This is a genomic window from Rhizobium rhododendri (assembly GCF_007000325.2).
GTDB classification, from domain to species: Bacteria; Pseudomonadota; Alphaproteobacteria; order Rhizobiales; family Rhizobiaceae; genus Rhizobium; species Rhizobium rhododendri.
Genome location: NZ_CP117267.1, coordinates 338,465 through 360,157, shown reverse-complemented (window position 1 = coordinate 360,157; position 21,693 = coordinate 338,465). Strand labels below are relative to the sequence as shown.

Below are 21,693 nucleotides of genomic sequence, written 5' to 3'. Positions count from 1 at the left end.
GTCAGTCACCAGGAAGTCCTCAAGCCTGCGCGGCCTTCGGCAACAGCCGGGCTTTCAGCGTCAGTGGATTGATATAGGGCTCCAGCCCCTTGATCGTCGCCGTCAGGGCGCCGCGCATCTCGTGCACCGCCGTAAATCCGGCCTCGATCATGGTGGCGCGGGCAGTGTCGTTGGTCAAAAGGTAATGGACGCCCTTGGCCAGCATTTCTGTGTCGCGGACCATGCGGGCGCTGCCGCTGCGCGCAAGCCTCTGGTAGGACTCGCGAAAATTCTGCACGTGGCCGCCTGTCAGGATCGCACAGCCCATCATTGCCGGTTCGATCGGGTTCTGGCCACCCTTGTTCTCGAACAGCGAGCGGCCGACGAATGCCACCTCGGTCATCCGAAGGTAAAGGCCCATTTCGCCGATGGTGTCGCCGAGGAACACGTCGACATCTGCAGTCAGCGGATCGTTGCGGGTCCGGCGGGCGACCTTCAGCCCCTGTGCCAGCAGCATCTTCTCGATATCGTCGCAGCGTTCGGGATGGCGGGGGACGAGGATCGTCAGCAGATCGTCGCGCGCCTTGAGGGTGCGGTGGACGACGGCGGCAGCATTCTCCTCGCCCTCAAAGGTCGAGACGGCAGCCCAGGTCTTGCGGGTGCCGAGTTGCCGCATGTAATCGGCCAGCACCGCCGCGTCATAGGGCGGTGCGTCGGTATCGACCTTGAGGTTGCCGGAGGTGCTCACCTGCAGCGCACCGAGGTCGCGAAAACGCTCCGCATCGACATCCGATTGCGCCAGAACAAGCGCCATATTTTCCAGCAGTGCTGCAGCCAGCGACGGATGGCGCTGCCAGCGGCTGAAGGACTTGTCCGACATGCGGGCATTGACGAGGATCTGCGGGATACGCCGCGCCACGAGTTCGCCGATCGTCGTCGGCCAGATCTCGGATTCGGCGATGATACTGCAATCTGGCTGCCAGTAGTCGAGGAAGCGGGCGACGGCAGGCTTCAGGTCGAGCGGGACATACTGGTGGATGACATCATTGCCGAGACGCTCGCGGGTCACCTGCGCCGACGTCATTGTGCCTGTCGTCAACAGCACGTGGATGTTTCGCTGGCGGATTTCGCGGATCAGTGGCACGACGGCCGAGGTCTCGCCAACGCTTGCGGCATGGAACCAGATCAGAGGACCCTGCGGCCGGTTGGCGCTGGCATAGCCGAAGCGCTCGCCACGCCTTGCCTTGTCTTCCTTGCCGTTGGTCGCACGCAGAGCAAGGTAGGGCGTCATCAGTGGCGAGATCGCGACGCCACCGAGACGATAGGCTTTCAGCGCCATACGCGCCCTAAAGCTGCTCATCGCAGAAGCCTCCGATCCGTGGTGATCGTCATCAATGCCAAAACCCAAACTGTTGCGACTGGACTAAATAAAGTTTTAGCTCGAAAAGAGCAGTAAAACCAGATGCTTGGCAAATTTATGACCGACCCGCGACAATCACGGCTGTATCAATGGTTTCCGCAATCAGCCTTTGGGAGAGGCTGAATCCTGCGGATCGAGCAGGCGATGCATGTGAACGATGAAATAGCGCATATGAGCGTTATCGACAGTCTGCTGAGCCTTGGCCTTCCAGGCCATGTGCGCGCTGGCATAATCGGGGAAAATACCGACGATGTCGAGGCCGCTCAGATCACGGAAATTCACGTCGTTGAGATTTTCGAGTTCGCCGCCGAAAACGAGATGCAAAAGCTGCTTTTTAGCGCTGGAGTCAGTCATATCTGTCTTTCTTTCCTATCGCTCCCCCAACGCTCATCTGAGCGATTTTGGGTGAAAGGTCAACCGTCTCGTCGGGAGGCAAGCTGATGCAGGAATTCCGGCATCAGGGCCTCTCCGGCACCACAAAGTTCGGCATGCTTGACCACGGCCTTGTTGTAGACAAGCAGGTCGCCGGCAAGGTCGACAAGCTGCCCCCCGGCACGCTGCAGGATCAGGTCGGCTGCAGCCAGATCCCAGTCATGGGAATCGCGCTTGACCAACGTACCTTCCAGCCTTCCGTCGGCCACCATGGCGAGGCGGTAGGCAAGCGATGGGATGTGCTTGACGCGCTGGACGGTGCTGCGGAACGCCGCGCCAAAGCCGGCAATCATGTCTTCGGCAGTTGCCAGCCGATGGACATCGCCGGCTCTTGGCTCGGACACCTTGAGTATATTGCCGTTCTTGAGCGCAGGCCCTTCGCGCCCCGCGACATAGAGTTCGCGGAGCGCTGGCGCGAATAGAACGCCGGCAACAGGGCGCCCGTCGGTGACGACAGCGACACTGATGCACCAGATCTCCGAGCCAGCCAGAAACCCGCGCGTCCCGTCTATCGGATCGACGACGAACAACGTGCGGCGCTGGAGGCGGTCGGATGCGTCGTCTGTCTCTTCGGAGAGCCAGCCGTAGTCAGGACGGGCTGCCTGCAGCACTCTGGAGAGCGCATCGTTGGCGGCATAGTCTGCGGCGCTGACAGGCGATTGCCCGCCATTTTTCCACCAGACTTCCGGAGACTGCCGGAAGAAGCCGAGCGCCACTTCGCCGGCCTCCTTGGCCGCCTGGACAATCAGCTCCAGGTCGCTTTCCCAGCTGAACGTTGCGCTCTCGGCCATGATTTGGTTCCCGTATCGGCCTAGGGCATCTCAGCGTTTCACGGAAACGCAAAAATGCTCTATCTCTTTGTTTTTATGCACTTCCAAACGCAGGCACTCTAGAGGCCGGCCAGCGTCATGCCTTCGATGGCTATGGTCGGCGCTGCTGTGCTGAAGCTCCGGTCGATATCGTTGGCCGGCGTGAAGCGCATGAACATGTCCTTGAGATTGGAGGCAATGGTCACCTCCGACACTGCAAATGTCAGCTCGCCGTTCTCGATCCAGAAACCTGTTGCGCCACGGCTGTATTCGCCGGTGATCATGTTGACGCCCTGGCCGATCAGTTCGGTGACGTAGAACCCGTCCTTGACGCTCTTGATCAGCTCTTCCGGCGACATCTCGCCGGGCTCTAGCGCAAGATTGGTGGATGATGGCGTAACCGTTGTGCCGCCGCGAACGCCACGGCCGTTGGTCGGCATGCCGATCTCCCGACCGGTCGATGTCGACAGGAACCAATGCTTGAGCACGCCATCCTCGATCATCACCAGACGCTGGCCGCTGACACCTTCGCCATCGAAGGGACGCGAGGCAGAGCCGCGCACGATGAGTGGATCGTCGGTGATGTACATTCCGGATTTCAGCACCTGCTGGCCCATCTTGTCGCGCAGGAAGCTCGACTTGCGGGCGACCGAGGAGCCGTTGATGGCGCCGCCGATGTGTCCGACGAAGCTGCGGGCGACGCGGGGGTCGAAGACCACGGTGACATTCTTACCGGTCGGCACCTGGCGCGGATTGATGCGCTTGACCACCCGCTCTCCGGCGCGGCGGCCGATGTCCTCGGCGGAATCCAGATCGGCAAAGTAGAGACGGCTGTCGAAATCGTAGTCGCGCTCCATGCCCGTGCCTTCGCCGGCGATAACGCTGACGGATCGGCCGAACCGCGAGCCCATGTAGGCACCTTCGAAGCCGCGGGAGGTCACCAGCACCATGCCGCCCATGCCGGCCGATGCGCCGGAGCCGGAGGACTTGCTGACGCCCTTGACGGCAAGACCTGCCTCCTCCATCGCCAGCGCGGCTTCACGCAGCTGGTCGGTGGAGACTTCGGTCGGGTCATAGAGATCGAGATCTGGGTAGTTGCGGGCCAGCTTGTCGTCGTCCGCGAGACACGCAAACGGATCCTCCGGAGACACCTTCGCCATGGCAACGGCGCGTTCAGCCAGGACCTGAAGATCGAAACCCGGATTGGCCGAAACGTTGGCGACCCGGTTGCCGACGAAGACGCGCAGCGAGAAGTCATCGCTTTCGGAGGACTCTGTGCCCTCGACCTTACCGAGGCGTACACTCACCGATTGCGACCGGGAACGCACGACGACCGCATCGGCGGCATCGGCACCGGCCTTGCGGGCGAGATCTATCAGCTGGCTGGCGCGGGAAAGTAGTGTTGCGGAATCGATTTCAGAGGACATGAGTTGGCCTTTCCTTCGTCTTCCATTTATTGTGCAGTACCGAAAGCATCAAGGCCGAGCGTGTCGATTCTTGGGGCTCGACAGCATATGCACTGCCTACCTACGGAAAGATACAGACCATGTCAGCCCCCAACGCCTTCTTCACCGAAACGCTGTTGCTGCTCGGCGGCACCGTCGTTACAGCACCGATCTTCAAGAAGCTCGGTCTGGGCACGGTGCTCGGCTACCTGGCGGCCGGCGTCGTCATCGGCCCCGTATTGCACGGCATAAGCGACGGCGAAGCTGTTCTCGGCGTAGCCGAGCTTGGCGTCGTATTCCTGCTGTTCATCATCGGCCTCGAACTGAAGCCGACCAGGCTCTGGCAGATGCGCAGGGATATCTTCGGCCTCGGAAGCGCCCAGGTCATTTTCACCGGCATGGCCCTTACGCTCGCCGCATGGCTTACGGGCATGGTCGACTGGCGCGGCAGCGTCATTGCCGGCTTCGGCCTGGCGCTGTCGTCCACCGCCTTCGCGATGCAGATCCTTGACGACCAGAGCGACATCAACACCCGTTACGGCCAGCGATCCTTCTCGATGCTGCTGTTCCAGGATCTCGCAATCGTACCGCTGCTGGCACTGATCACTGTGCTCGACGGGCCGAAACAGGAAGCCCATCCCCTGACCGATCTTGCCATCGCCATAGGCGCGGTAGCCGGCATGATCGTGGTCGGCCGCTACCTGCTGACGCCGCTGTTCCAGGTGATCGGCCGGACCGGCGCCCGCGAGGCAATGATTGCAGCAGCACTGTTTGTCGTGCTCGGCTCGGCCACGCTGATGCAAATGGCGGGGCTGTCGATGGCAATGGGCGCTTTCCTCTCCGGGGTGATGCTGGCAGAATCCTCGTACAGGCACGAGCTGGAGGCCGATATTGAACCGTTTCGCGGCGTGCTGCTGGCGATTTTCTTCATTGCCGTCGGCCTGTCGCTGCAGCTTCAGGTGATTTACGATCACGCATTTTTCATCCTCATGGCCGTGCCGGTGTTGCTGGCAATCAAGGCGCTGGTCATCTATGCCCTCTGCCGGATATCGGGCTCGTCGCATAACGACGCCATCCGCATCGCCCTGCTGCTGCCCCAGGGCGGCGAATTCGGCTTCGTTCTGTTCAGCACCGCCGCGTCCACCGGCGGATTGCTTTCCGACAGCACTGCCTCGTTGCTGATCGCCATCGTCACGCTGTCGATGGCGCTGACGCCGCTTGCCGTGGCGCTCTCGAAGCGACTGATGTCAGGCGATGCGCATGAAGAGATCGACGAGAATTTCGAGGGCGCCGGCGCCGACGTGCTGATGATCGGTTTTTCGCGCTTCGGCCAGATCGCCGCACAGATCCTGCTTGCCGGAGGCCGCGAGGTGACGGTGATCGACTTTTCCGCCGACCGCATCCGGCAGGCGTCGTCCTTTGGTTTTCGCATCTATTTCGGCGATGGAACCCGCAAGGACGTTCTGCGCTCCGCCGGCATAGACCGCGCCAAGATCGTGGTCATCTGCACCCACACGCGGGAAATCACCGACAAGATCGTCGAACTGGTGCAGGCTGAATATTCCCATGCCCGGATTTTCGTGCGCAGCTACGACCGCATCCACTCCATCGCGCTGCGAAAAGTGGGCGTCGATTACGAGCTGCGTGAAACGCTGGAATCAGGCCTATTGTTCGGCCGGCGGACCCTCGAGGAACTCGGAGTCGGTGAAGCGGAGGCAATGGCGATCCAGGAAGATATCCGCAGGCGCGACGAGCAGCGACTGATTCTGCAGACGACGGAAGGTCCGCAGGCAGGTGCCGACATGCTGTTTTCGAAGCCGGTCAAGCCGGAACCGCTGATCAAGCCAAAGCGGTCGGTCGAAGTCATCGATGCCAGCGACGATCTGTCGGAGCCAGCGAGTCTCTAGGTCTGGCGTGCGGTCAGGATCTCATCGAGCGCATATTTCAGCTCGTCCTTGATGCCGACGGACATGGCGAGGATTTCGCGAGCTTTCAGGAAATCCATGACGCCGATGCGCCCGACTGCTGGGCAGAGGAAGATCTGCGGCGGACGCAGGCGGAGCTTCAGGGCAATCGCCGTCTGCATCATCAACTGGCCGCTGCCGAACAGGCTTTCCATGCGGTTCGGCACATGGGTACCGTCGCCATCCGGCGCGCCGACAACATCGACGCCGATGACGATATCGGCAAGATCCATCAGATGTTCGTAAGGCACCGGATTGATAATGCCGCCGTCGATCATGACGCGGTCGTTTCGCCGCACGGGCATGAAAACGGCCGGAATGGCGGCGGAAGCGGCTAGCGCCTCGATAAGATCGCCATCTTCGATGACCACCTCGGCCTGGCCATAATAATCGGTAGCGATCACCTTCATCGGAATGCGCAGACCGTCGAAACTATCCGGCACCTGATGCGGCAAAAAGGCCCGCAGCACACGCTCGAGATCGAACTGTCCGATCTTCAGGCCGCGTACCGACTTCGGCCTGAGACCCCAGATCCGGTTGGCGACAGCCTTTTTGTTGCCGATGCTGGAGAGAGCGTGGTCGCGGATCTCGAGCCCGCTCATGCCAGACGCCATGCCTGCACCCATGATCGCGCCGATCGACGAGCCGGAAATGGCGACCGGCCGGATGCCGAGTTCGTCCAGCGCCTCGATGATGTGGATATGGGCAAGCCCACGCGCACCGCCACCGCCGAAGGAGACGGCCACGGATGGCTGCGACGATCTGTAGGCGGTGTCGGTGATCTCATCACCCAGTCTGGTCATCGTGTTCATAACTCAAGCCGGCTGGTAGCGGAAAAAGTGCATCTTGCTGTCGCCAAAGGTTCTGACCTCCAGCAATACGTAATCTGCAGGAGCGTTGACGACGATATCGGCACGCTCTTCGAGGATCGCAAGGGCGCCCGGCACCAGCCAACCGCCATCGGCTGCCGCCGCGAAGGCTTTCTCGCCGAGGCCGTGGCCATAAGGTGGATCCGCGAACAGGAAGTCGAACGGCTCGAGATTGCCGACGCTGCCGAGATCGGTGGCGTCGCGACGCAGCATGCGCGTCCGGCCGTGCAGGCCGAGCGCATCGATATTTTCCCAGAGAAGGCCACGGCCCTCGACGCTGCTTTCGACAAACAGCACGTGGCGGCAGCCGCGCGAGGCGCCCTCGAGGCCGACCGCGCCGGTGCCGGCGAAGAGGTCCATCATGCGCGTCGCGTCGATCGCCTCGGGATAGGCGTGGCTGAGGATATTGAACAGGCTCTCCCGCGTCCGGTCAGCCGTTGGCCGGATCGCATTGGACTTGGGCACGGCTAGAGACCGACCGCGAAACTCTCCGCCGACAATCCTCACCGTCCGTTAGCCTCTCTTGCCCTTCGGACCACCCCTTGGGGCACCCCCTGCCGGACGACCGCTGCCGGCACCGTCGCGTGGCTTGCCGGAAAAGCTCTTTGCACCCGGCTTGCCCGCTGGCTTGCCACCGAAGGATTTACCGGCTGGCTTGCCTGTATAAGGACGGCCTGCGGGCTTTGCACCGGCCGGCTTGTCGCCATACGAGCGCTCACCGGAGGGACGTTCAGTCCTTGCCGGACGCTCGGACCGCTGGTCGCCATCGAAGGACCGTGTCGGGCGGTCGCTTCTCGGCTTGTCACCAAATGAACGTTCGCCCTGCGGACGTTCGCTGCGGACAGGACGATCGCCACGCGGAGCGTCGGAGCGGAACGGCTTTGCACGGGGACGATCCTCGCCTTCAGTGCGCGGCCTGCCGGAATAAGGGCGGTCGCCCTGCGGACGGGCGCGCTCGGGCCGGTCGCCACGAGGACGATCGCTTTGTGGACGATCACCGCGCGGTGGCCGGTCGCCGGAGGGACGATCGCCACGAGGGGCATCCGAGCGGCTGTCACTGCGGAAAGAGCTGGTCCGTGGGCGATCCTCGCCCTCGGTACGCGGGCGGCTCGGGCCACGCGGGCGGTCGCTGAACGGCTTCTCGGCACGCGGAGCACGATCGCCGAATGGCTTGTCGCTGCGGGCCGGACGATCACCGAAGGACTTTGCACCCTGGGGCCGGTCGCCGCGCGGGGCACGGTCGCCAAACGGTTTGTCGCCGCGTGGCGGACGGTCGCCGCCGGCGCTCTTGCGGCCGAAACCGCCGCCCTTGCCCTTGGCATCGTCGGAATCGTCAGTGGCGCGGATCCACTCTCCTTCGCTGTCGCTGACGCGACTGACACGGACGCGCGGACCTTCATCCGGGCGCTCGGAGCCGGGGCGCACGCGCGGGCCACGGGTCGAAGGGCCATATCTTTCGAGATTCTTGGCAACCTTTTCAGCTGCCTTCTCGCCAAGAGGACGGGCGCCGGGCGCCATCCAGACATTGGCGCTGCGGCGCGGCGTCGTCATCGGTGCGCGCTTCGGACGGTCGTCGTCCTTGCCACGGGCACCGCCCTTGCTGTCCTCGCGCTTGGTATCGAGATGGCCACGGGCGGGAGCGCGCTTGTCGCTGGACTTTTCGCGCTTGACCCAGTCATCGCGCTGCTGCGGACGGGCGGCGGGCGCTTCGTCGTCGTCAGCTGCGTCGCCACCGCTCACGTTGTAGATCGGCGCATCGAAATTCGCCTTGGCGTCTTCGACGAGGCGTGGACCGAGCTGGTCGCGGAGCGTTCGACCACGGACTTCTACGGCTTGGCCTTCCGGCAGGTCGCCGAGCTGGAACGGGCCGTAGGAAATGCGGATCAGGCGATTAACCTCGAGGCCGAGCGCGCCGAGGACGTTCTTGATTTCGCGGTTCTTGCCTTCGCGAAGACCCATGGTGATCCAGACGTTGGAGCCCTGCACCTTGTCGAGCGTTGCCTCGATAGAGCCATAGAGCACGCCATCGACGGCGATGCCTTCTTTCAGCTTGTCGAGCGCATCCTGGTCGATCTCGCCATGGGCGCGAACGCGGTAGCGACGCAGCCAGCCGGTGGTCGGCAATTCCAGCACGCGGGCAAGGCCGCCGTCGTTGGTCAGCAGCAACAAGCCTTCTGTGTTGATGTCTAGGCGGCCGATCGACATGACGCGCGGCAGGTCGTCCGGCAGGTTGTCGAATACGGTATCGCGGCCTTCCGGATCGGCATTGGTGGTCACCAGGCCGGCAGGCTTGTGGTAGAGCCACAGACGGGTGCGCTCGATACCACGGATCGGCACGCCATCGACTTCGATCTTGTCCGTCAGCGTGACGTTGATGACCGGGCTGTCGAGCTGCACGCCGTTCAGCTTGACGCGGCCTTCCATGATCATCCGCTCGATATCGCGGCGGGAGGCGACGCCGACGCGTGCCATCACCTTGGAGATACGCTCGGCGTCATCCGGGATATTCGCCTTGGTCAGCTTCGACGGCGCAGGTTTTGCAGCATTGGTGTCTTCGCGCTTCGGCATCGGCTTATCGCGAAGAAAGGGCTTGGACCCAGGCCGCTTGGGCTTGTCATTGAATGTCATTTGATGTTTGCCTGAGTTTTTAGACCAAATTGGTCTTTGGCGTGTCCTATCAGGTCACGCCGCTTCGGTTAAGTGGAAAATCTTGATGGCGAGGACAAATCATTTCATGGCGCTGGCGCTGGATGAAGCGCGCGCCGCCGGACAGCGTGGCGAAGTGCCGATCGGCGCCGTGGTGGTTCTCGACAACACCGTCATCGCCATAGCGGGCAACCGGACCCGGGAATTGAACGATGTCACTGCCCATGCCGAAATAGTGGCGATCCGGCTTGCCAGCGCAACGCTAGGCCAGGAACGGCTGGTCGATGCCGATCTCTACGTGACGCTGGAGCCCTGCACGATGTGTGCGGCGGCCATTTCGTTCGCCCGCATCCGCAGGCTCTACTATGGCGCGGAGGATCCGAAAGGCGGCGGCATCGACAACGGCGTGCGCTTCTTTGCGCAGCCGACATGCCATCACAGTCCGGAGGTCTATTCAGGCCTCGCCGAAAGCGATGCCAGCGATATCCTCAAGGCATTTTTCCAAGCCCGGCGCGGCGAATAACGCGCTCAGGTGTTGCTTACTGGAAGGGCTTCCACCAGCTGCTGGTCTGCTGGGCTGCCTCGGCATCCTTCAGGCGCTTCTTTTCCTTCTTCGATTCCGGCGTGCCGAGATCGTTGAGGGCGGCCGGATCGGCAACCTGGCGGTACTGCGCCGGTGGGTCGATCAGGTAACGGCGCTGATCGATGTAGGTACCGTCCTGCTGCTTGCGCGCCTCGCGATAGGCCGCGGTCTGCTGCGCCTGCGTCATCTGGTTGGCGTGGCTGTCGGAATAGACCAACGGCGAACGGTATGTGGCAGAATTTTTGTTGGCGTCTGCATCGGCAACGAGACGCTTGCGGGCGTCTTCAGGCGATTCGACCCAGTTCGGATTGTCAGAGGAGGCCAGCGACTGCTGCGGCTGCGTCAGGGTCGACCTGCCATTGGCCGGCGGCACTACGAGGCCCGGACGAGGCGGATACTTGACGGCATTTTCCTTGGGCGTCGCAGCCGAGATCGAGCCGATATCGGCGATGTCATCGAACAGCTGTTCGCCCGATGTCTTGTCGGTGCCGTAGGTCGGGCTGCTCATGCAGCCGGACATCGCGCCGCAGCCTGCCAACAAAGCAGCCAAGCAGACGCCAACACGAACCCTATGCAACGCTTTCATGAAAACCCTTCCCAACCGTGCCGGCGCACTCATTGCCCACCACGGTTCTACGCCCCTTCGCGCAAAACTTCGGCCAATTTCAGGCAGCTTTTACCGGATGAACGCGGTTAACGCAATTCATCCGGTAATTTTCTTCAGGCCAAAGCCGCCAATTCGTGCATTGCGGCTGCGTCGCGGGCGGAAATATCGGGATAGGCCGGGTCCGATCCGACGTCTTTGGTGATTTTCCACGAGCGGGCGCATTTGACGCCTTCGGCAAGTTTTTGCTCGACGGCGACCTTAGTTCCGTCCTCAAGCCGGAAGGCTTCTGCCGGTCCCTCGCCTGCCACGACGGAAATATCCGAGGTGATGCAGATCTCGGCGAAGTCGAGACCTTCCAGCGCCGCCAGAAGCTCGGGATCGCCGACGTGGACGACGGGGGCAGCTTCCAGCGAGGAGCCGATGCGCTTGTCCTTACGCTCGATCTCCAGTGCGCCGGTGACGGCACGACGAACAGTGCGGACCTTCTTCCACTTTTCCGCAACTGGCTCGTTCGACCATTCGCCGGGAATCGTCGGAAACTGCTCGAGATGCACGGAGACAGCATTGGGATCGCGCGACAGCCATGCCTCCTCGGTGGTGAACGGCATCATCGGCGCGAACCACAGGACGAGGCAATCGAACAGCTTGCGGATGACATAGAGGGCCGCACGGCGTTTCGGGCTCGACGGCGCATCGCAATAGAGCGCGTCCTTGCGGATGTCGAAATAGAAGGCCGACAGTTCTACATTGGCGAAGTCCGACAGCGAGCGGACGATGCGCTTGAAGTCGAATTCGTCGTAGCCTCCTCGCACCACCTTATCCAGTTCGGACAGGCGGTTGAGCATCAGCCGCTCGAGTTCCGGCAGGTCCGCATAGGCGATCTCGTCACCGTGATCGTGGGCCAGCGTTCCCAGCATCCAGCGAAGCGTGTTGCGGATCTTGCGGTAGCTGTCGATGTTGGTCTGGATGATCGTCTTGCCGAGACGCTGATCCTCCCAATAGTCCGTGTTCATCACCCAGAGGCGCAGGATATCGGCGCCGGACTGGCCCATGACTTCCTGCGGGGTGACGGTGTTGCCGAGCGACTTCGACATCTTGCGACCGTCCTCGGCCATGGTGAAGCCATGGGTGACGACAGCGTTGTAGGGCGCGCGGCCACGCGTCGCGCAGCTTTCCAGCAGCGACGAATGGAACCAGCCGCGATGCTGGTCGGAGCCTTCGAGATAGACGTCGGCCGGCCATTTCAGGTCCGGGCGGTCTTCCAGTGTAAAGGTGTGGGTGCAGCCACTGTCGAACCAGACGTCGAGGATATCGGTGACCATCTGCCAGCGTTCGCCATCATGCTCGTTGCCGAGGAAGCGATCCTTGGCACCTTCGGCAAACCACGCGTCGGCGCCTTCCTTTTCGAAGGCCGCGAGGATGCGCTCGTTGACGGCATCGTCCAGCAGCACGTTGCCTTCTTCATCGGCAAAGACGCAGATCGGCACGCCCCAGGCGCGCTGGCGCGACAGCACCCAGTCCGGACGCTGCTCGATCATGGCACGCAGCCGGTTCTGGCCACCTGCCGGCACAAAGCGGGTCTGGTCGATGGCCTCCAGCGCGCGGATGCGCAGCGTCTTGCCGTCGTCCAGCTGCTTGTCCATGTAGACGAACCACTGCGGCGTATTGCGGAAGATGACCGGCTTCTTGGAACGCCAGGAATGCGGGTAATCGTGCTTGATGCGGCCACGGGCAAAGAGATTGCCGGCAGCGATCAGCGCCTCGATGACACGCTTGTTGGCATCGCCCTTCTTGCCGTTGTCGTCCAGCACGCGTGCAGCGCCACCTTCGGCAGAGGGGCCGAAACCGAACGCATCCTCGGTGTAGAAGCCGGCATCGTCGACCGGGAACGGGATTTTCACATCGATCCCACGGGCTTCGAGCTGGCGAACGCTGGACATCCAGGCCTCGAAGTCTTCTCGGCCGTGGGACGGGGCGGTGTGCACGAAACCGGTGCCGGCATCGTCGGTGACGTGGTCGCCGTCGATGAGGGGGACATCGAAGGTGTAGCCCATGTCTGCGAGCGGGTGGGCGCAGGTAAATGCCTTACCCATTGCGTAACCATCAAGTTCTGTGATCTGCGACAGCTTCACCTTAGCTTTTTCCGCACATGCTTGCGCTAGGCTTTCTGCAAAGATCAACTTCTCGCCTGGTTGTGGCCCAAAATCGTTAGCGGCTTCCGTCACTTCGTAGAGGGCATATTTGATTTTCGAAGAGAACGAGATCGCGCGGTTTCCGGGAATGGTCCACGGCGTCGTTGTCCAGATAACAATCGACGCTCCTTTGAGAGGCGACTTTTCGAGGTCGATTTGAGGTTGGGCACCCGTCTTCTTGTCGATCCAAGTATAACTTGAATCAACCTTCACCACCGGGAACTTCACCCAGATCGTGTCGCTCTCGACCTCGTGGTATTCGACCTCGGCCTCGGCCAGCGCGGTGCGCTCGACCACTGACCACATGATCGGCTTGGAACCGCGGTAGAGCTGGCCGGACTTGGCGATCTTCAACAGTTCGCCGGCGATGCGGGCTTCCGAGTGGAAGGCCATCGTCGTGTAGGGATTGTCGAAATCGCCCTCGATGCCCAGACGGCGGAATTCTTCCGACTGGATGTCGATCCAGCCTTGCGCGAAGTCGCGGCATTCCTGGCGGAATTCGTTGACCGGGACCTCGTTCTTGTCCTTGCCCTTCTCGCGGTATTTTTCCTCGATCTTCCACTCGATAGGCAGGCCGTGGCAATCCCAGCCGGGCACGTAGTTCGCATCGAAGCCGCGCATCTGGAACGAGCGGGTGATGACGTCCTTCAGCACCTTGTTCAGCGCGTGGCCGATATGGATGTTGCCGTTGGCATAGGGAGGGCCGTCGTGCAGGACGAACTTTTCGCGGCCGGCAGCAGAAGCGCGGAGCTTCTTGTAGAGCCCCATCTGCTTCCATTTCGCCGCCATTTCCGGCTCCTTCTGCGGCAGGCCTGCGCGCATCGGGAACTCGGTCTCGGGGAGGTAGAGGGTCTTCGAATAGTCGATCTTTTCGGGCGTATCGGTCATTGTGCTGACAATCGTCTCTTGCAGCCCCAAGCGGGCGCATCCAATCGGGAAATTTTCGGTGGCGGAGGAGCGCTTGGGGGAAGCGCCAAGAACCCGGACCTTCCGGCAGCTAATGCGCGCGGAAAGCCGGGCCTATAATTCGTATCGCTACTGCCAGCCAAAATTGGGTCATTACCGCCGGTTCATAGGCGGTTTTCGGGGGAAAAGGAAGAGGTTGGCAGCGGCGAAAGCGACGATTGAAGATTTGGCCATTTGCGCGTATGATGACTGGCAAATGGCACGGAGCATTCCCATGGCAGACAGTTTTCCGATAGCCGGCGGCAGGTCAACACAAGCGGCACTTGTAATGGTGACCGACAATGCCTGGCCCTCGTTCGAGGCGAAGGCAGTCGGTCAACTCAGAGAGCATGGCTTCTCGACGGAGGAGATCTATCGTTTCGTGGCACCGCGCAGAACGCTTGCGCGGCGTGTCGAGAAAGGCGAGCCTCTGACGCTTGCCGAAAACGACAGCGCCCAGCGCCTATTGCGTATCAGCGAGCTGGCAGACAAGGTTTTTGGCGACCATGACAAGGCCCACCAATGGCTGCGCAATCCCAATCGCGCGCTGAAAGGGATCGCCCCGATCGACCTGCTGGAATCGGAGACCGGAGCCCGTCTGGTCGAGACGTCTCTTTATCAGATAGACTACGGCATTTATGTCTGATGACGACCCTCTAGCGCATATCCAACTACGCGGACCTCTCCGGTCGCGGTGGGCTGGTCGCGCCGGGCCGATGGCACGACCTGGGCACACCTGTCGTCTATTGCTGCGATCATCCGTCCACTGCATTGCTCGAGACCCTCGTGCAGGTCAGCCTTGAGCAGATTCCGGAGACCTTCCAGCTGTTGCGGATTTTAAGTCCGGACGATCTGCCGATGGTAGACATTGACATCGATCAGGGCGATTTCGACGACATCAATCGCACCCGCTCGAAAGGCAGCCAGCTCCTGCGGAGCGGCGAGGCTTGCCTGATCCGCGTGCCGTCAGCGATCATGCCGCCGGCAGCCAACATTCTCATCAACCCGCAACACCCCCGCGCCCATGAAATCCGGATCGAGGAGATAAAATCCTATCCCTTCGACAGCCGTCTCCTGCAGCCGTAGCGGGACTGGCAGCAGGAAAAAGTAGGGTTGCCGGCCACGGTCCAGACCGCTGACAAGGGCCTTGTCCAACAGCTCAGCAGGCCACCGGGGAAATCGAGCCGGTCACCAAACTCCCCTCATCCTCGCCCTTGTGGCGGGGATCCAGTCAGCTCAAGTCCTTGAGCTGAAAGAGTCTTTGACTCGACAGACGTCGTGTCGCTGGATCCCCGCCACAAGGGCGAGGATGAGGGAGAGTGGGATCGCTCTCGTCAACCAAGCTTCTTCAGGGTTTGTCAGGCTCGTTCCGTCACGCCTGTGCAGTGGCCCTGCCCTTGGTGACAGCGTTCACCGCCGAAGCGACGACGATGTTCGCGGCAAGCGCCAGCAGGCCGATGTAGATCGTGACAGGCGCGCCGCCGAAGGCGATGGCCTGCATCGGCTTCCAGCCGTTGATCCACACCAGATAGGTGCCGCCGAAGAAGCCGACGAACCAGCCAGCAAGGAGGCCCTGTGCCCGGAACCAGTTGGTGTAGAGGCCGAACACCAGGGCCGGCAAAGTCTGCAGGATCCAGATGCCGCCGAGCAGCTGCAGGTCGAGGGCGAACTGCGTCGGCAGGAACAGGATGACCAGCAGCGCGCCGACCTTGACCACCAGCGAGGCGATCTTGGCGACCTGCGCCTCACCCGCATGGCTGACATCTGGATTGACGTAGGCCTTCCAGAAATTGCGGGTGAAGAGGTTGGCGGCGCCGATGCTCATGACGGCCGCCGGCACCAATGCGCCGATGGCAATCGCTGCGAAGGCAAAGCCGGTGAACCAGCTCGGGAACAACGACTGGAACAGCGCCGGCACGACTTCGTTCGGGCTGGACACCGTGAGGTGCGCGGCATGCGCCATGTAGCCAAGCAGCGCCAGCAGGCCAAGCAGCAGGGTATAGGCCGGCAAAAGCACGGCGTTCTTGCGGATGGTGTTGCCGCTGTTGGAGGCGAAGATGCCGGTCAGTGTGTGCGGATACATGAAGGCGGCAAGTGCCGAGCCGAGCGCGAGGCTGGCATAGGCGACATACTGGTTGCTGCCGAGCAACAGGCTGCCGGACCCCTTGGCCTGGAAATCGGCGTCGGCTGCGGCAAAGACGCTGGCGTAACCGCCGAGCTTCATCGGAATGGCGGCGACCGCAACGATCACCACGATATAGATCATGATGTCCTTGACGAAGGCGATCAGCGCCGGCGCGCGAAGGCCGGACGAGTAGGTGTAGACCGCAAGGATGATGAAGGCGATGGCGAGCGGCAGTTCGCCGTGCAGGCCGAGCGCCTTCAAGACGACGGTCATGCCCACCAGCTGCAATGCGATATAGGGCATGGTGGCGATGACGCCGGTGATCGCCACGGCCAGCTCCAGGCCGCGCGAGCCGTACTGGCCGTGCACGACATCGCCGGCGGTGACATAGCCATGGTCCTTGGCGCGCTTCCAGAGGACAGGCATGACCATGAAGACGAAGGGATAGACGACGATCGTATAGGGTAGCGCGAAGAAGCCGTAGGCGCCGACGGCATAGACCAGCGCCGGCACTGCTATGATCGTGTAAGCGGTATAGAAATCGCCGCCGACGAGGAACCAGGTTATCCAGGTGCCGAAATTACGGCCGCCGAGGCCCCATTCGTCGATATGGGCCAGTGTCTCCGGCTTGCGCCAACGGGCGGCGACAAAGCCCATGACGGTGACCAGCGCGAAGAAGAACAGGAATACGGCGAGCGCCGTTGGATTGATATCAGTCGTCATGGCGCGTGCTCCGGTAAGCGATGTATGTCAGCAGAGCCGTGAGCGGCACCCAGAGAAGCTGGTACCAGTAGAAGAACGGAAACCCGAACAGCACCGGATCGCGAAAATTGTAGAACGGCACCCAGAGGAGCCCGATGTAGGGAATGACGAGCAGCCAGAGGGCTGCCTTTCCGGAACGTTTGTCCATGATGAGCAGTGCCTTTCGGACATTTTAGCGCGGCGATTCCGCTTCTAGAATGCCCAAGACATAAACGCTAAGCTTGGCTGCGCAAGCAATTTTGCCTTACAAACCCCACAATTCGATTGCGCGGCGCAGCATCAGGAATTGAGGATGCGGTCGAGTTCCCCGAGAGGTGCGACGCCTGACAGCAGCGCCCGCGCCTCGGCCTCGTCGTTACGCATCTGGGCGATCAGCGGCTCAAGTCCGTCGAACTTCAGTTCGGGCCGCAGATAGCCAAAAAACGACACCGAGCAGTGTTGCCCGTAGAGATCGCCGCTGAAATCGAACAAAAAGGTTTCGAGCAGAGGCGCGCCGTTTTCTGTCACAGTCGGGCGGCGTCCGTAGCTGGCGACGCCATCGTGGATGACACGGTCGGCGGTGCGGAAGCGCACGGCATAGATGCCGTTGCGCAATTCGGTTTCCGGCGGCAGCCGCATGTTGGCCGTGGGATAGCCGAGCGTGCGCCCGAGCCTTTCGCCACCGATGACGTCTGCTTCCACGAGGTAGCGGTAGCCGAGCAGACCGGCGGCCTCGGACATTTCACCGTCGACCAGCAAGGCACGGATGCGGCTCGAGGACACCACTTCGGCATTCTCGTCGCGAAAGGCATCGATCAGCGTCACCCCGAAACCATGGCGACTGCCGGCATTCATCAGGAAGGCCGGACCGCCTTCGCGCCCGTGGCCGAAATGGAAATCGAAGCCGGTGACGACTTCGGAGGCGCCGAGCCAGTCGATCAGGATCGTGCTGACGAACTCGTCTGCCGAGCGTTGCGAAAATTCGCGGTCGAACGGATATTCGATGACGGCGTCAAAGCCGAGCGCTTCGAGGATGCGCGCCTTCAATGGCGCAGGCGTCAGGCGGAAGACGGGCTCGTCAGGGCGGAACACCGAGCGGGGATGCGGCTCGAATGTCAGCACCAGTGCCGGAACGCCGCGTGCCTTGGCAATCTCCAGCGCCCGATCCAGCACCGACCGGTGACCACGGTGGACGCCGTCGAAATTGCCGATGGCGATCACGCCACCGCGCAGGTGCGCCGGCAGTTGTTCACGGGTCTCGTTTCGATGGAAAACGGTCATAGCGTCAATATCCAGACTGTTTCAGGCGAGCGTCGGCATCCACCATGTCGGTGACGCCTGCTCCCTGTCCAGGAAGGCATGCAGAATTGCTTCATCCGCCTTGCCCTCGATGGTGTATTCGCCGGCGTGGATGCCCTGGCTGATATAGAGCAAGTCGAGACCGTAGCCGAGTGCGCCGCGCACGTCCGTCGGCATCCCATCGCCGATGGCGACGACACGCGACAGATCGAAATCGCCGCGCACCTCGCGGGCGGCCGCAAGGCTCGCCTCATAGATCGGCCGGTGCGGCTTGCCGGCGACGCGGGTCTGGCCGCCCATCTGGTTGTAATAGGCAGCCATGGCGCCGGCGCACGGGATCATCCTGTGACCGCGCTCGACGATCAGATCCGGATTGGCGCAGATCATCGGCACGTTGCGTGCCGCGAAGGCCTTCAGCATGTCGGTATAGTCTTCCGGGGTCTCGGTCTCGTCGTCGAAGAAGCCGGTGCAGACCACCGACTGCGCTTCGTCGGCGGAAACACGGTCCACACCAAGGCCCTCGATCAGGGCGACATCGCGGTCCGGGCCGAGCAGAAACACCGACTTCGGACCCTCGGCGATCAGCGTGCGCGTGACGTCGCCGGATGTGACGATACGGTCATAGGCACCGTCCGAAACGCCGATGGTCCGCAACTGCTCGACGACCTGCGGCGAGATGCGCGGCGAATTGGTGATCAGCACCACGGCCTGGCCTCGCCCGCGGGCGGCTTCCAGCGCTGCCGAGGCATCGGCATTGGCAACGACGCCGTTGTGAAGCACGCCCCAAACGTCGCAGAGGACGACGTCGTAGGCGCTGGTGAGATCGCGAAGGCTATCGATACGCTTGGCCATGCCGTTGTTCTTCCGGTAAGAGACGTTGCGGCTGACATCGCAAACCAGCTTCAAGATTACAAGTCTGAAAAAGCACCGCGCGTCCCGAACGCCGAATTGCCGCAGTCGCATGCCGGATGCGCTTGCATGGCCAGCAAAGGGTTCGGGCAATTCGGGCCGGGGGTCACAATTCCGGTACAAAAATTCACTATCGCTGTTATTGACTCCCGTGACAGCCGTCCCTAAATGCAGGTCGTTAGCACTCGCCGAGGCTGAGTGCCAACACTACCCATACGGATCCCCCGTGGTCCGTGAATGTCATTCGATCGAGGGATTAGACAATGGCAACCACCAATTTCCGCCCGCTGCACGACCGCGTCGTCGTACGCCGCGTCGAATCTGAAGCCAAGACAAAGGGCGGCATCATCATTCCAGACACCGCCAAGGAAAAGCCGCAGGAAGGCGAAATCGTCGCTGTCGGCACCGGCGTTCGCGACGACAAGGGCACGATCATTCCTTTGGACGTCAAGGCTGGCGACCGCATCCTGTTCGGCAAGTGGTCGGGCACTGAAGTCAAGCTCGACGGCGAAGACCTTCTCATCATGAAGGAAGCCGACATCATGGGGATCATCGGCTGATCCAGCCGGTTTTCTTCGTCAACAATTCCATAAAACCAATTGGGCATCAGCCCGGGAGTTTTTAACATGGCAGCTAAAGAAATTAAGTTCGGCCGTACTGCGCGCGAAAAAATGCTGCGCGGCGTCGACATCCTCGCTGACGCAGTAAAGGTCACGCTCGGTCCTAAGGGCCGCAACGTCATCATCGACAAGTCCTTCGGCGCTCCGCGCATCACCAAGGACGGTGTTTCTGTCGCCAAGGAAATCGAACTCGAAGACAAGTTCGAAAACATGGGCGCCCAGATGGTCCGCGAAGTTGCTTCGAAGACCAACGACATCGCCGGCGACGGCACGACGACTGCAACCGTTCTGGCCCAGGCCATCGTCCGCGAAGGCGGCAAGGCTGTTGCTGCCGGCATGAACCCGATGGACCTGAAGCGCGGCATCGATCTCGCCGTTGCCGAAGTCGTCAAGGACATCGTATCCAAGGCAAAGAAGATCAGCACTTCGGACGAAGTGGCCCAGGTCGGCACGATCTCTGCCAACGGCGAAAAGGAAATCGGCCAGTACATCGCTGAAGCGATGCAGAAGGTCGGCAATGAAGGCGTCATCACGGTTGAAGAAGCCAAGACCGCCGAAACTGAACTCGAAGTCGTCGAAGGCATGCAGTTCGACCGCGGCTACCTCTCGCCTTACTTCGTGACCAATCCAGAAAAGATGGTTGCCGAACTGGAAGACGCTTACATTCTCCTTCATGAGAAGAAGCTCTCCAACCTGCAGGCAATGCTGCCGGTTCTCGAAGCTGTCGTCCAGACCGGCAAGCCGCTCCTCATCATCTCTGAAGACGTCGAAGGCGAAGCTCTTGCAACGCTCGTCGTCAACAAGCTGCGCGGCGGCCTGAAGATTGCTGCTGTCAAGGCTCCTGGCTTCGGCGATCGCCGCAAGGCAATGCTCGAAGACATCGCCATCCTGACGGGCGGCACTGTGATCTCCGAAGACATCGGCATCAAGCTCGAGTCGGTTACGCTCGAAATGCTCGGCCGCGCCAAGAAGATCTCGATCACCAAGGAAAACACGACGATCGTCGACGGTTCGGGCCAGAAGTCCGACATCGAAGGCCGCGTCGCGCAGATCAAGGCTCAGATCGAAGAAACCACGTCTGACTACGACCGCGAAAAGCTGCAGGAACGTCTTGCCAAGCTCGCTGGCGGCGTTGCCGTCATCCGCGTTGGCGGTGCGACCGAAGTTGAAGTCAAGGAAAAGAAGGACCGTATCGACGACGCGCTGAACGCAACGCGCGCTGCCGTACAGGAAGGCATCGTCCCCGGCGGCGGTACCGCACTTCTGCGCGCATCTGTCGTCCTCAACATCAAGGGCGCCAATGACGACCAGACGGCCGGCATCAACATCATCCGCAAGGCTCTGCAGTCGCTGGTTCGCCAGATCGCAGAAAATGCTGGTGATGAAGGCTCGATCATCGTCGGCAAGATCCTCGAAAGCAACACCGACAACTACGGCTACAACGCCCAGACCGGCGAATATGGCGACATGATCGCCATGGGTATCGTCGACCCGGTCAAGGTTGTCCGTACGGCTCTACAGAACGCAGCCTCGGTTGCCTCGCTGCTGATCACCACCGAAGCCATGATTGCTGAAGCTCCTAAGAAGGACTCCGGCGCCGGCATGGGTGGCGGAATGGGCGGCGGCATGGGCGGCATGGGCGGCATGGACATGATGTGATCCTTCGGATCACCGCACTATCGAGAGGGCGACCTTCGGGTCGCCCTTTTTTGTCCGCCGCCTCGGGACGGCGCAGAAGAATACCGCGCGATTCTCTCATAGATTGCATCCCGGCAATTCCTCTGATCCCCTCTCCGTAAAGTTAGCTCGGTGCTGTCGACAAAATCACGGGCTCTGGTCCCCGGACTACAGTGCGCCCCAGATGCCCGGAGAATGAGCGACAGGCTCATGTCAAAAGAACGCCCCTCCCCTTTCCACGCATGCATTGTGAGCGAAGCGACGGTTTCCTGCCGTGCATCCGGTCTTTTGACGATGTCTTCTCAATTCCTGCTTTTGCACACGACCAGTCGAAAGCCGGTTTACCTTGAACAGCAACCGATCATTAAGTATATGCTTTGACACGCACATACGACGTGTTTTCGTCGTTTGGCCCATTGCTGTTTTTAATA

19 protein-coding genes are annotated in these 21,693 nt (G+C 61.4%); 6 read left to right on the top strand and 13 right to left on the bottom strand.

Annotated elements, in window-relative coordinates; all coding sequences use genetic code 11:
- Positions 1–19: 19 nt before the first annotated feature.
- From waaA to PR018_RS01755, 4 genes are all read right to left on the bottom strand, one after another.
- Positions 20–1,339, bottom strand: a complete 1,320-nt coding sequence (waaA, locus tag PR018_RS01770; protein WP_142824117.1) for a lipid IV(A) 3-deoxy-D-manno-octulosonic acid transferase — start codon at positions 1,337–1,339, stop codon at positions 20–22.
- 162 nt (positions 1,340–1,501) lie between these two features.
- Entirely contained in the window at positions 1,502–1,753 is a 252-nt protein-coding gene (locus PR018_RS01765) for a DUF4170 domain-containing protein (protein WP_111217599.1), read from the bottom strand.
- Between the two features lie 59 nt (positions 1,754–1,812).
- Positions 1,813–2,622: a 3'(2'),5'-bisphosphate nucleotidase CysQ gene (locus PR018_RS01760; protein ID WP_142824116.1), complete on the bottom strand. Its 810-nt coding sequence runs from the start codon at positions 2,620–2,622 to the stop codon at positions 1,813–1,815.
- Positions 2,623–2,720: 98 nt separating this feature from the next.
- Complete coding sequence (locus PR018_RS01755) at positions 2,721–4,067, bottom strand: TldD/PmbA family protein (protein WP_142824115.1); 1,347 nt, start codon at positions 4,065–4,067, stop codon at positions 2,721–2,723.
- A gap of 119 nt (positions 4,068–4,186) precedes the next feature.
- On the opposite strand from PR018_RS01755, the gene PR018_RS01750 reads away from it, so the two are divergent.
- Positions 4,187–5,992 carry a monovalent cation:proton antiporter-2 (CPA2) family protein gene (locus PR018_RS01750; RefSeq protein WP_142824114.1) on the top strand — a complete coding sequence of 602 codons (1,806 nt, stop codon included), beginning with the start codon at positions 4,187–4,189 and terminating at the stop codon, positions 5,990–5,992.
- On the opposite strand, the gene PR018_RS01745 is transcribed toward PR018_RS01750, so the two are convergent.
- The 3 genes from PR018_RS01745 to PR018_RS01735 are packed head-to-tail and all read right to left on the bottom strand — an operon-like array spanning position 5,989 to position 9,546.
- A complete protein-coding gene (locus PR018_RS01745; RefSeq protein WP_224128241.1) occupies positions 5,989–6,852 on the bottom strand; it encodes a patatin-like phospholipase family protein in 864 nt (287 codons plus the stop codon). The two genes, PR018_RS01750 and PR018_RS01745, sit on opposite strands and share 4 nt — an antisense overlap.
- Before the next feature lie 12 nt (positions 6,853–6,864).
- Positions 6,865–7,425 carry a 16S rRNA (guanine(966)-N(2))-methyltransferase RsmD gene (gene rsmD / locus PR018_RS01740; protein ID WP_142824112.1) on the bottom strand — a complete coding sequence of 187 codons (561 nt, stop codon included), beginning with the start codon at positions 7,423–7,425 and terminating at the stop codon, positions 6,865–6,867.
- Between the two features lie 6 nt (positions 7,426–7,431).
- Positions 7,432–9,546, bottom strand: a complete 2,115-nt coding sequence (locus PR018_RS01735) for a pseudouridine synthase (protein ID WP_142824111.1) — start codon at positions 9,544–9,546, stop codon at positions 7,432–7,434.
- An 85-nt stretch (positions 9,547–9,631) separates the two neighbouring features.
- Between PR018_RS01735 and PR018_RS01730 the strand changes: the two genes are divergently transcribed.
- Positions 9,632–10,087, top strand: coding sequence for a nucleoside deaminase (locus PR018_RS01730; RefSeq protein ID WP_142824110.1), 456 nt, complete (start codon positions 9,632–9,634; stop codon positions 10,085–10,087).
- Positions 10,088–10,103: 16 nt separating this feature from the next.
- On the opposite strand, the gene PR018_RS01725 is transcribed toward PR018_RS01730, so the two are convergent.
- Together PR018_RS01725 and ileS are read right to left on the bottom strand one after the other, a co-directional pair.
- Positions 10,104–10,733, bottom strand: a complete 630-nt coding sequence (locus tag PR018_RS01725) for a hypothetical protein (RefSeq protein ID WP_142824109.1) — start codon at positions 10,731–10,733, stop codon at positions 10,104–10,106.
- 134 nt (positions 10,734–10,867) lie between these two features.
- Complete coding sequence (gene ileS, locus PR018_RS01720) at positions 10,868–13,834, bottom strand: isoleucine--tRNA ligase (protein WP_142824108.1); 2,967 nt, start codon at positions 13,832–13,834, stop codon at positions 10,868–10,870.
- Positions 13,835–14,048: 214 nt separating this feature from the next.
- Here ileS and PR018_RS01715 point away from each other — a divergent pair, with 214 nt between their 5' ends.
- Together PR018_RS01715 and PR018_RS01710 are read left to right on the top strand one after the other, a co-directional pair.
- Positions 14,049–14,537, top strand: coding sequence for an antitoxin Xre/MbcA/ParS toxin-binding domain-containing protein (locus PR018_RS01715; protein ID WP_279621402.1), 489 nt, complete (start codon positions 14,049–14,051; stop codon positions 14,535–14,537).
- A gap of 17 nt (positions 14,538–14,554) precedes the next feature.
- Positions 14,555–14,977: an RES family NAD+ phosphorylase gene (locus PR018_RS01710; RefSeq protein WP_224128239.1), complete on the top strand. Its 423-nt coding sequence runs from the start codon at positions 14,555–14,557 to the stop codon at positions 14,975–14,977.
- A 286-nt stretch (positions 14,978–15,263) separates the two neighbouring features.
- Here PR018_RS01710 and mctP read toward each other — a convergent pair whose 3' ends face one another.
- The 4 genes from mctP to PR018_RS01690 form a co-directional block, all read right to left on the bottom strand.
- On the bottom strand, positions 15,264–16,739 hold the full coding sequence (gene mctP / locus PR018_RS01705) for a monocarboxylate uptake permease MctP (RefSeq protein WP_142824107.1): 1,476 nt from the start codon (positions 16,737–16,739) through the stop codon (positions 15,264–15,266).
- On the bottom strand, positions 16,729–16,926 hold the full coding sequence (locus tag PR018_RS01700) for a DUF3311 domain-containing protein (RefSeq protein ID WP_111217578.1): 198 nt from the start codon (positions 16,924–16,926) through the stop codon (positions 16,729–16,731). The genes mctP and PR018_RS01700 overlap by 11 nt, the downstream gene beginning before the upstream one ends.
- Positions 16,927–17,057: 131 nt before the next feature.
- Positions 17,058–18,038: a bifunctional riboflavin kinase/FAD synthetase gene (locus PR018_RS01695; protein WP_142824106.1), complete on the bottom strand. Its 981-nt coding sequence runs from the start codon at positions 18,036–18,038 to the stop codon at positions 17,058–17,060.
- 21 nt (positions 18,039–18,059) lie between these two features.
- A complete protein-coding gene (locus tag PR018_RS01690) occupies positions 18,060–18,908 on the bottom strand; it encodes a TIGR01459 family HAD-type hydrolase (RefSeq protein ID WP_142824461.1) in 849 nt (282 codons plus the stop codon).
- Positions 18,909–19,228: 320 nt separating this feature from the next.
- Here PR018_RS01690 and groES point away from each other — a divergent pair, with 320 nt between their 5' ends.
- Together groES and groL are read left to right on the top strand one after the other, a co-directional pair.
- A complete protein-coding gene (gene groES / locus PR018_RS01685) occupies positions 19,229–19,525 on the top strand; it encodes a co-chaperone GroES (protein ID WP_142824105.1) in 297 nt (98 codons plus the stop codon).
- A gap of 66 nt (positions 19,526–19,591) precedes the next feature.
- On the top strand, positions 19,592–21,244 hold the full coding sequence (gene groL / locus PR018_RS01680) for a chaperonin GroEL (protein WP_142824104.1): 1,653 nt from the start codon (positions 19,592–19,594) through the stop codon (positions 21,242–21,244).
- Positions 21,245–21,693 lie beyond the last annotated feature (449 nt).

What these genes read in the sequence shown, in the direction of transcription:
- waaA (WP_142824117.1), bottom strand. Translation starts at nt 1,339, where the DNA reads ATGAGCAGCTTTAGGGCGCGTATGGCGCTGAAAGCCTATCGTCTCGGT.
- PR018_RS01765 (WP_111217599.1), bottom strand. Translation starts at nt 1,753, where the DNA reads ATGACTGACTCCAGCGCTAAAAAGCAGCTTTTGCATCTCGTTTTCGGC.
- PR018_RS01760 (WP_142824116.1), bottom strand. Translation starts at nt 2,622, where the DNA reads ATGGCCGAGAGCGCAACGTTCAGCTGGGAAAGCGACCTGGAGCTGATT.
- PR018_RS01755 (WP_142824115.1), bottom strand. Translation starts at nt 4,067, where the DNA reads ATGTCCTCTGAAATCGATTCCGCAACACTACTTTCCCGCGCCAGCCAG.
- PR018_RS01750 (WP_142824114.1), top strand. Translation starts at nt 4,187, where the DNA reads ATGTCAGCCCCCAACGCCTTCTTCACCGAAACGCTGTTGCTGCTCGGC.
- PR018_RS01745 (WP_224128241.1), bottom strand. Translation starts at nt 6,852, where the DNA reads ATGACCAGACTGGGTGATGAGATCACCGACACCGCCTACAGATCGTCG.
- PR018_RS01735 (WP_142824111.1), bottom strand. Translation starts at nt 9,546, where the DNA reads ATGACATTCAATGACAAGCCCAAGCGGCCTGGGTCCAAGCCCTTTCTT.
- PR018_RS01730 (WP_142824110.1), top strand. Translation starts at nt 9,632, where the DNA reads ATGGCGAGGACAAATCATTTCATGGCGCTGGCGCTGGATGAAGCGCGC.
- PR018_RS01725 (WP_142824109.1), bottom strand. Translation starts at nt 10,733, where the DNA reads ATGAAAGCGTTGCATAGGGTTCGTGTTGGCGTCTGCTTGGCTGCTTTG.
- ileS (WP_142824108.1), bottom strand. Translation starts at nt 13,834, where the DNA reads ATGACCGATACGCCCGAAAAGATCGACTATTCGAAGACCCTCTACCTC.
- mctP (WP_142824107.1), bottom strand. Translation starts at nt 16,739, where the DNA reads ATGACGACTGATATCAATCCAACGGCGCTCGCCGTATTCCTGTTCTTC.
- PR018_RS01700 (WP_111217578.1), bottom strand. Translation starts at nt 16,926, where the DNA reads ATGGACAAACGTTCCGGAAAGGCAGCCCTCTGGCTGCTCGTCATTCCC.
- PR018_RS01695 (WP_142824106.1), bottom strand. Translation starts at nt 18,038, where the DNA reads ATGACCGTTTTCCATCGAAACGAGACCCGTGAACAACTGCCGGCGCAC.
- PR018_RS01690 (WP_142824461.1), bottom strand. Translation starts at nt 18,908, where the DNA reads ATGGCCAAGCGTATCGATAGCCTTCGCGATCTCACCAGCGCCTACGAC.
- groES (WP_142824105.1), top strand. Translation starts at nt 19,229, where the DNA reads ATGGCAACCACCAATTTCCGCCCGCTGCACGACCGCGTCGTCGTACGC.
- groL (WP_142824104.1), top strand. Translation starts at nt 19,592, where the DNA reads ATGGCAGCTAAAGAAATTAAGTTCGGCCGTACTGCGCGCGAAAAAATG.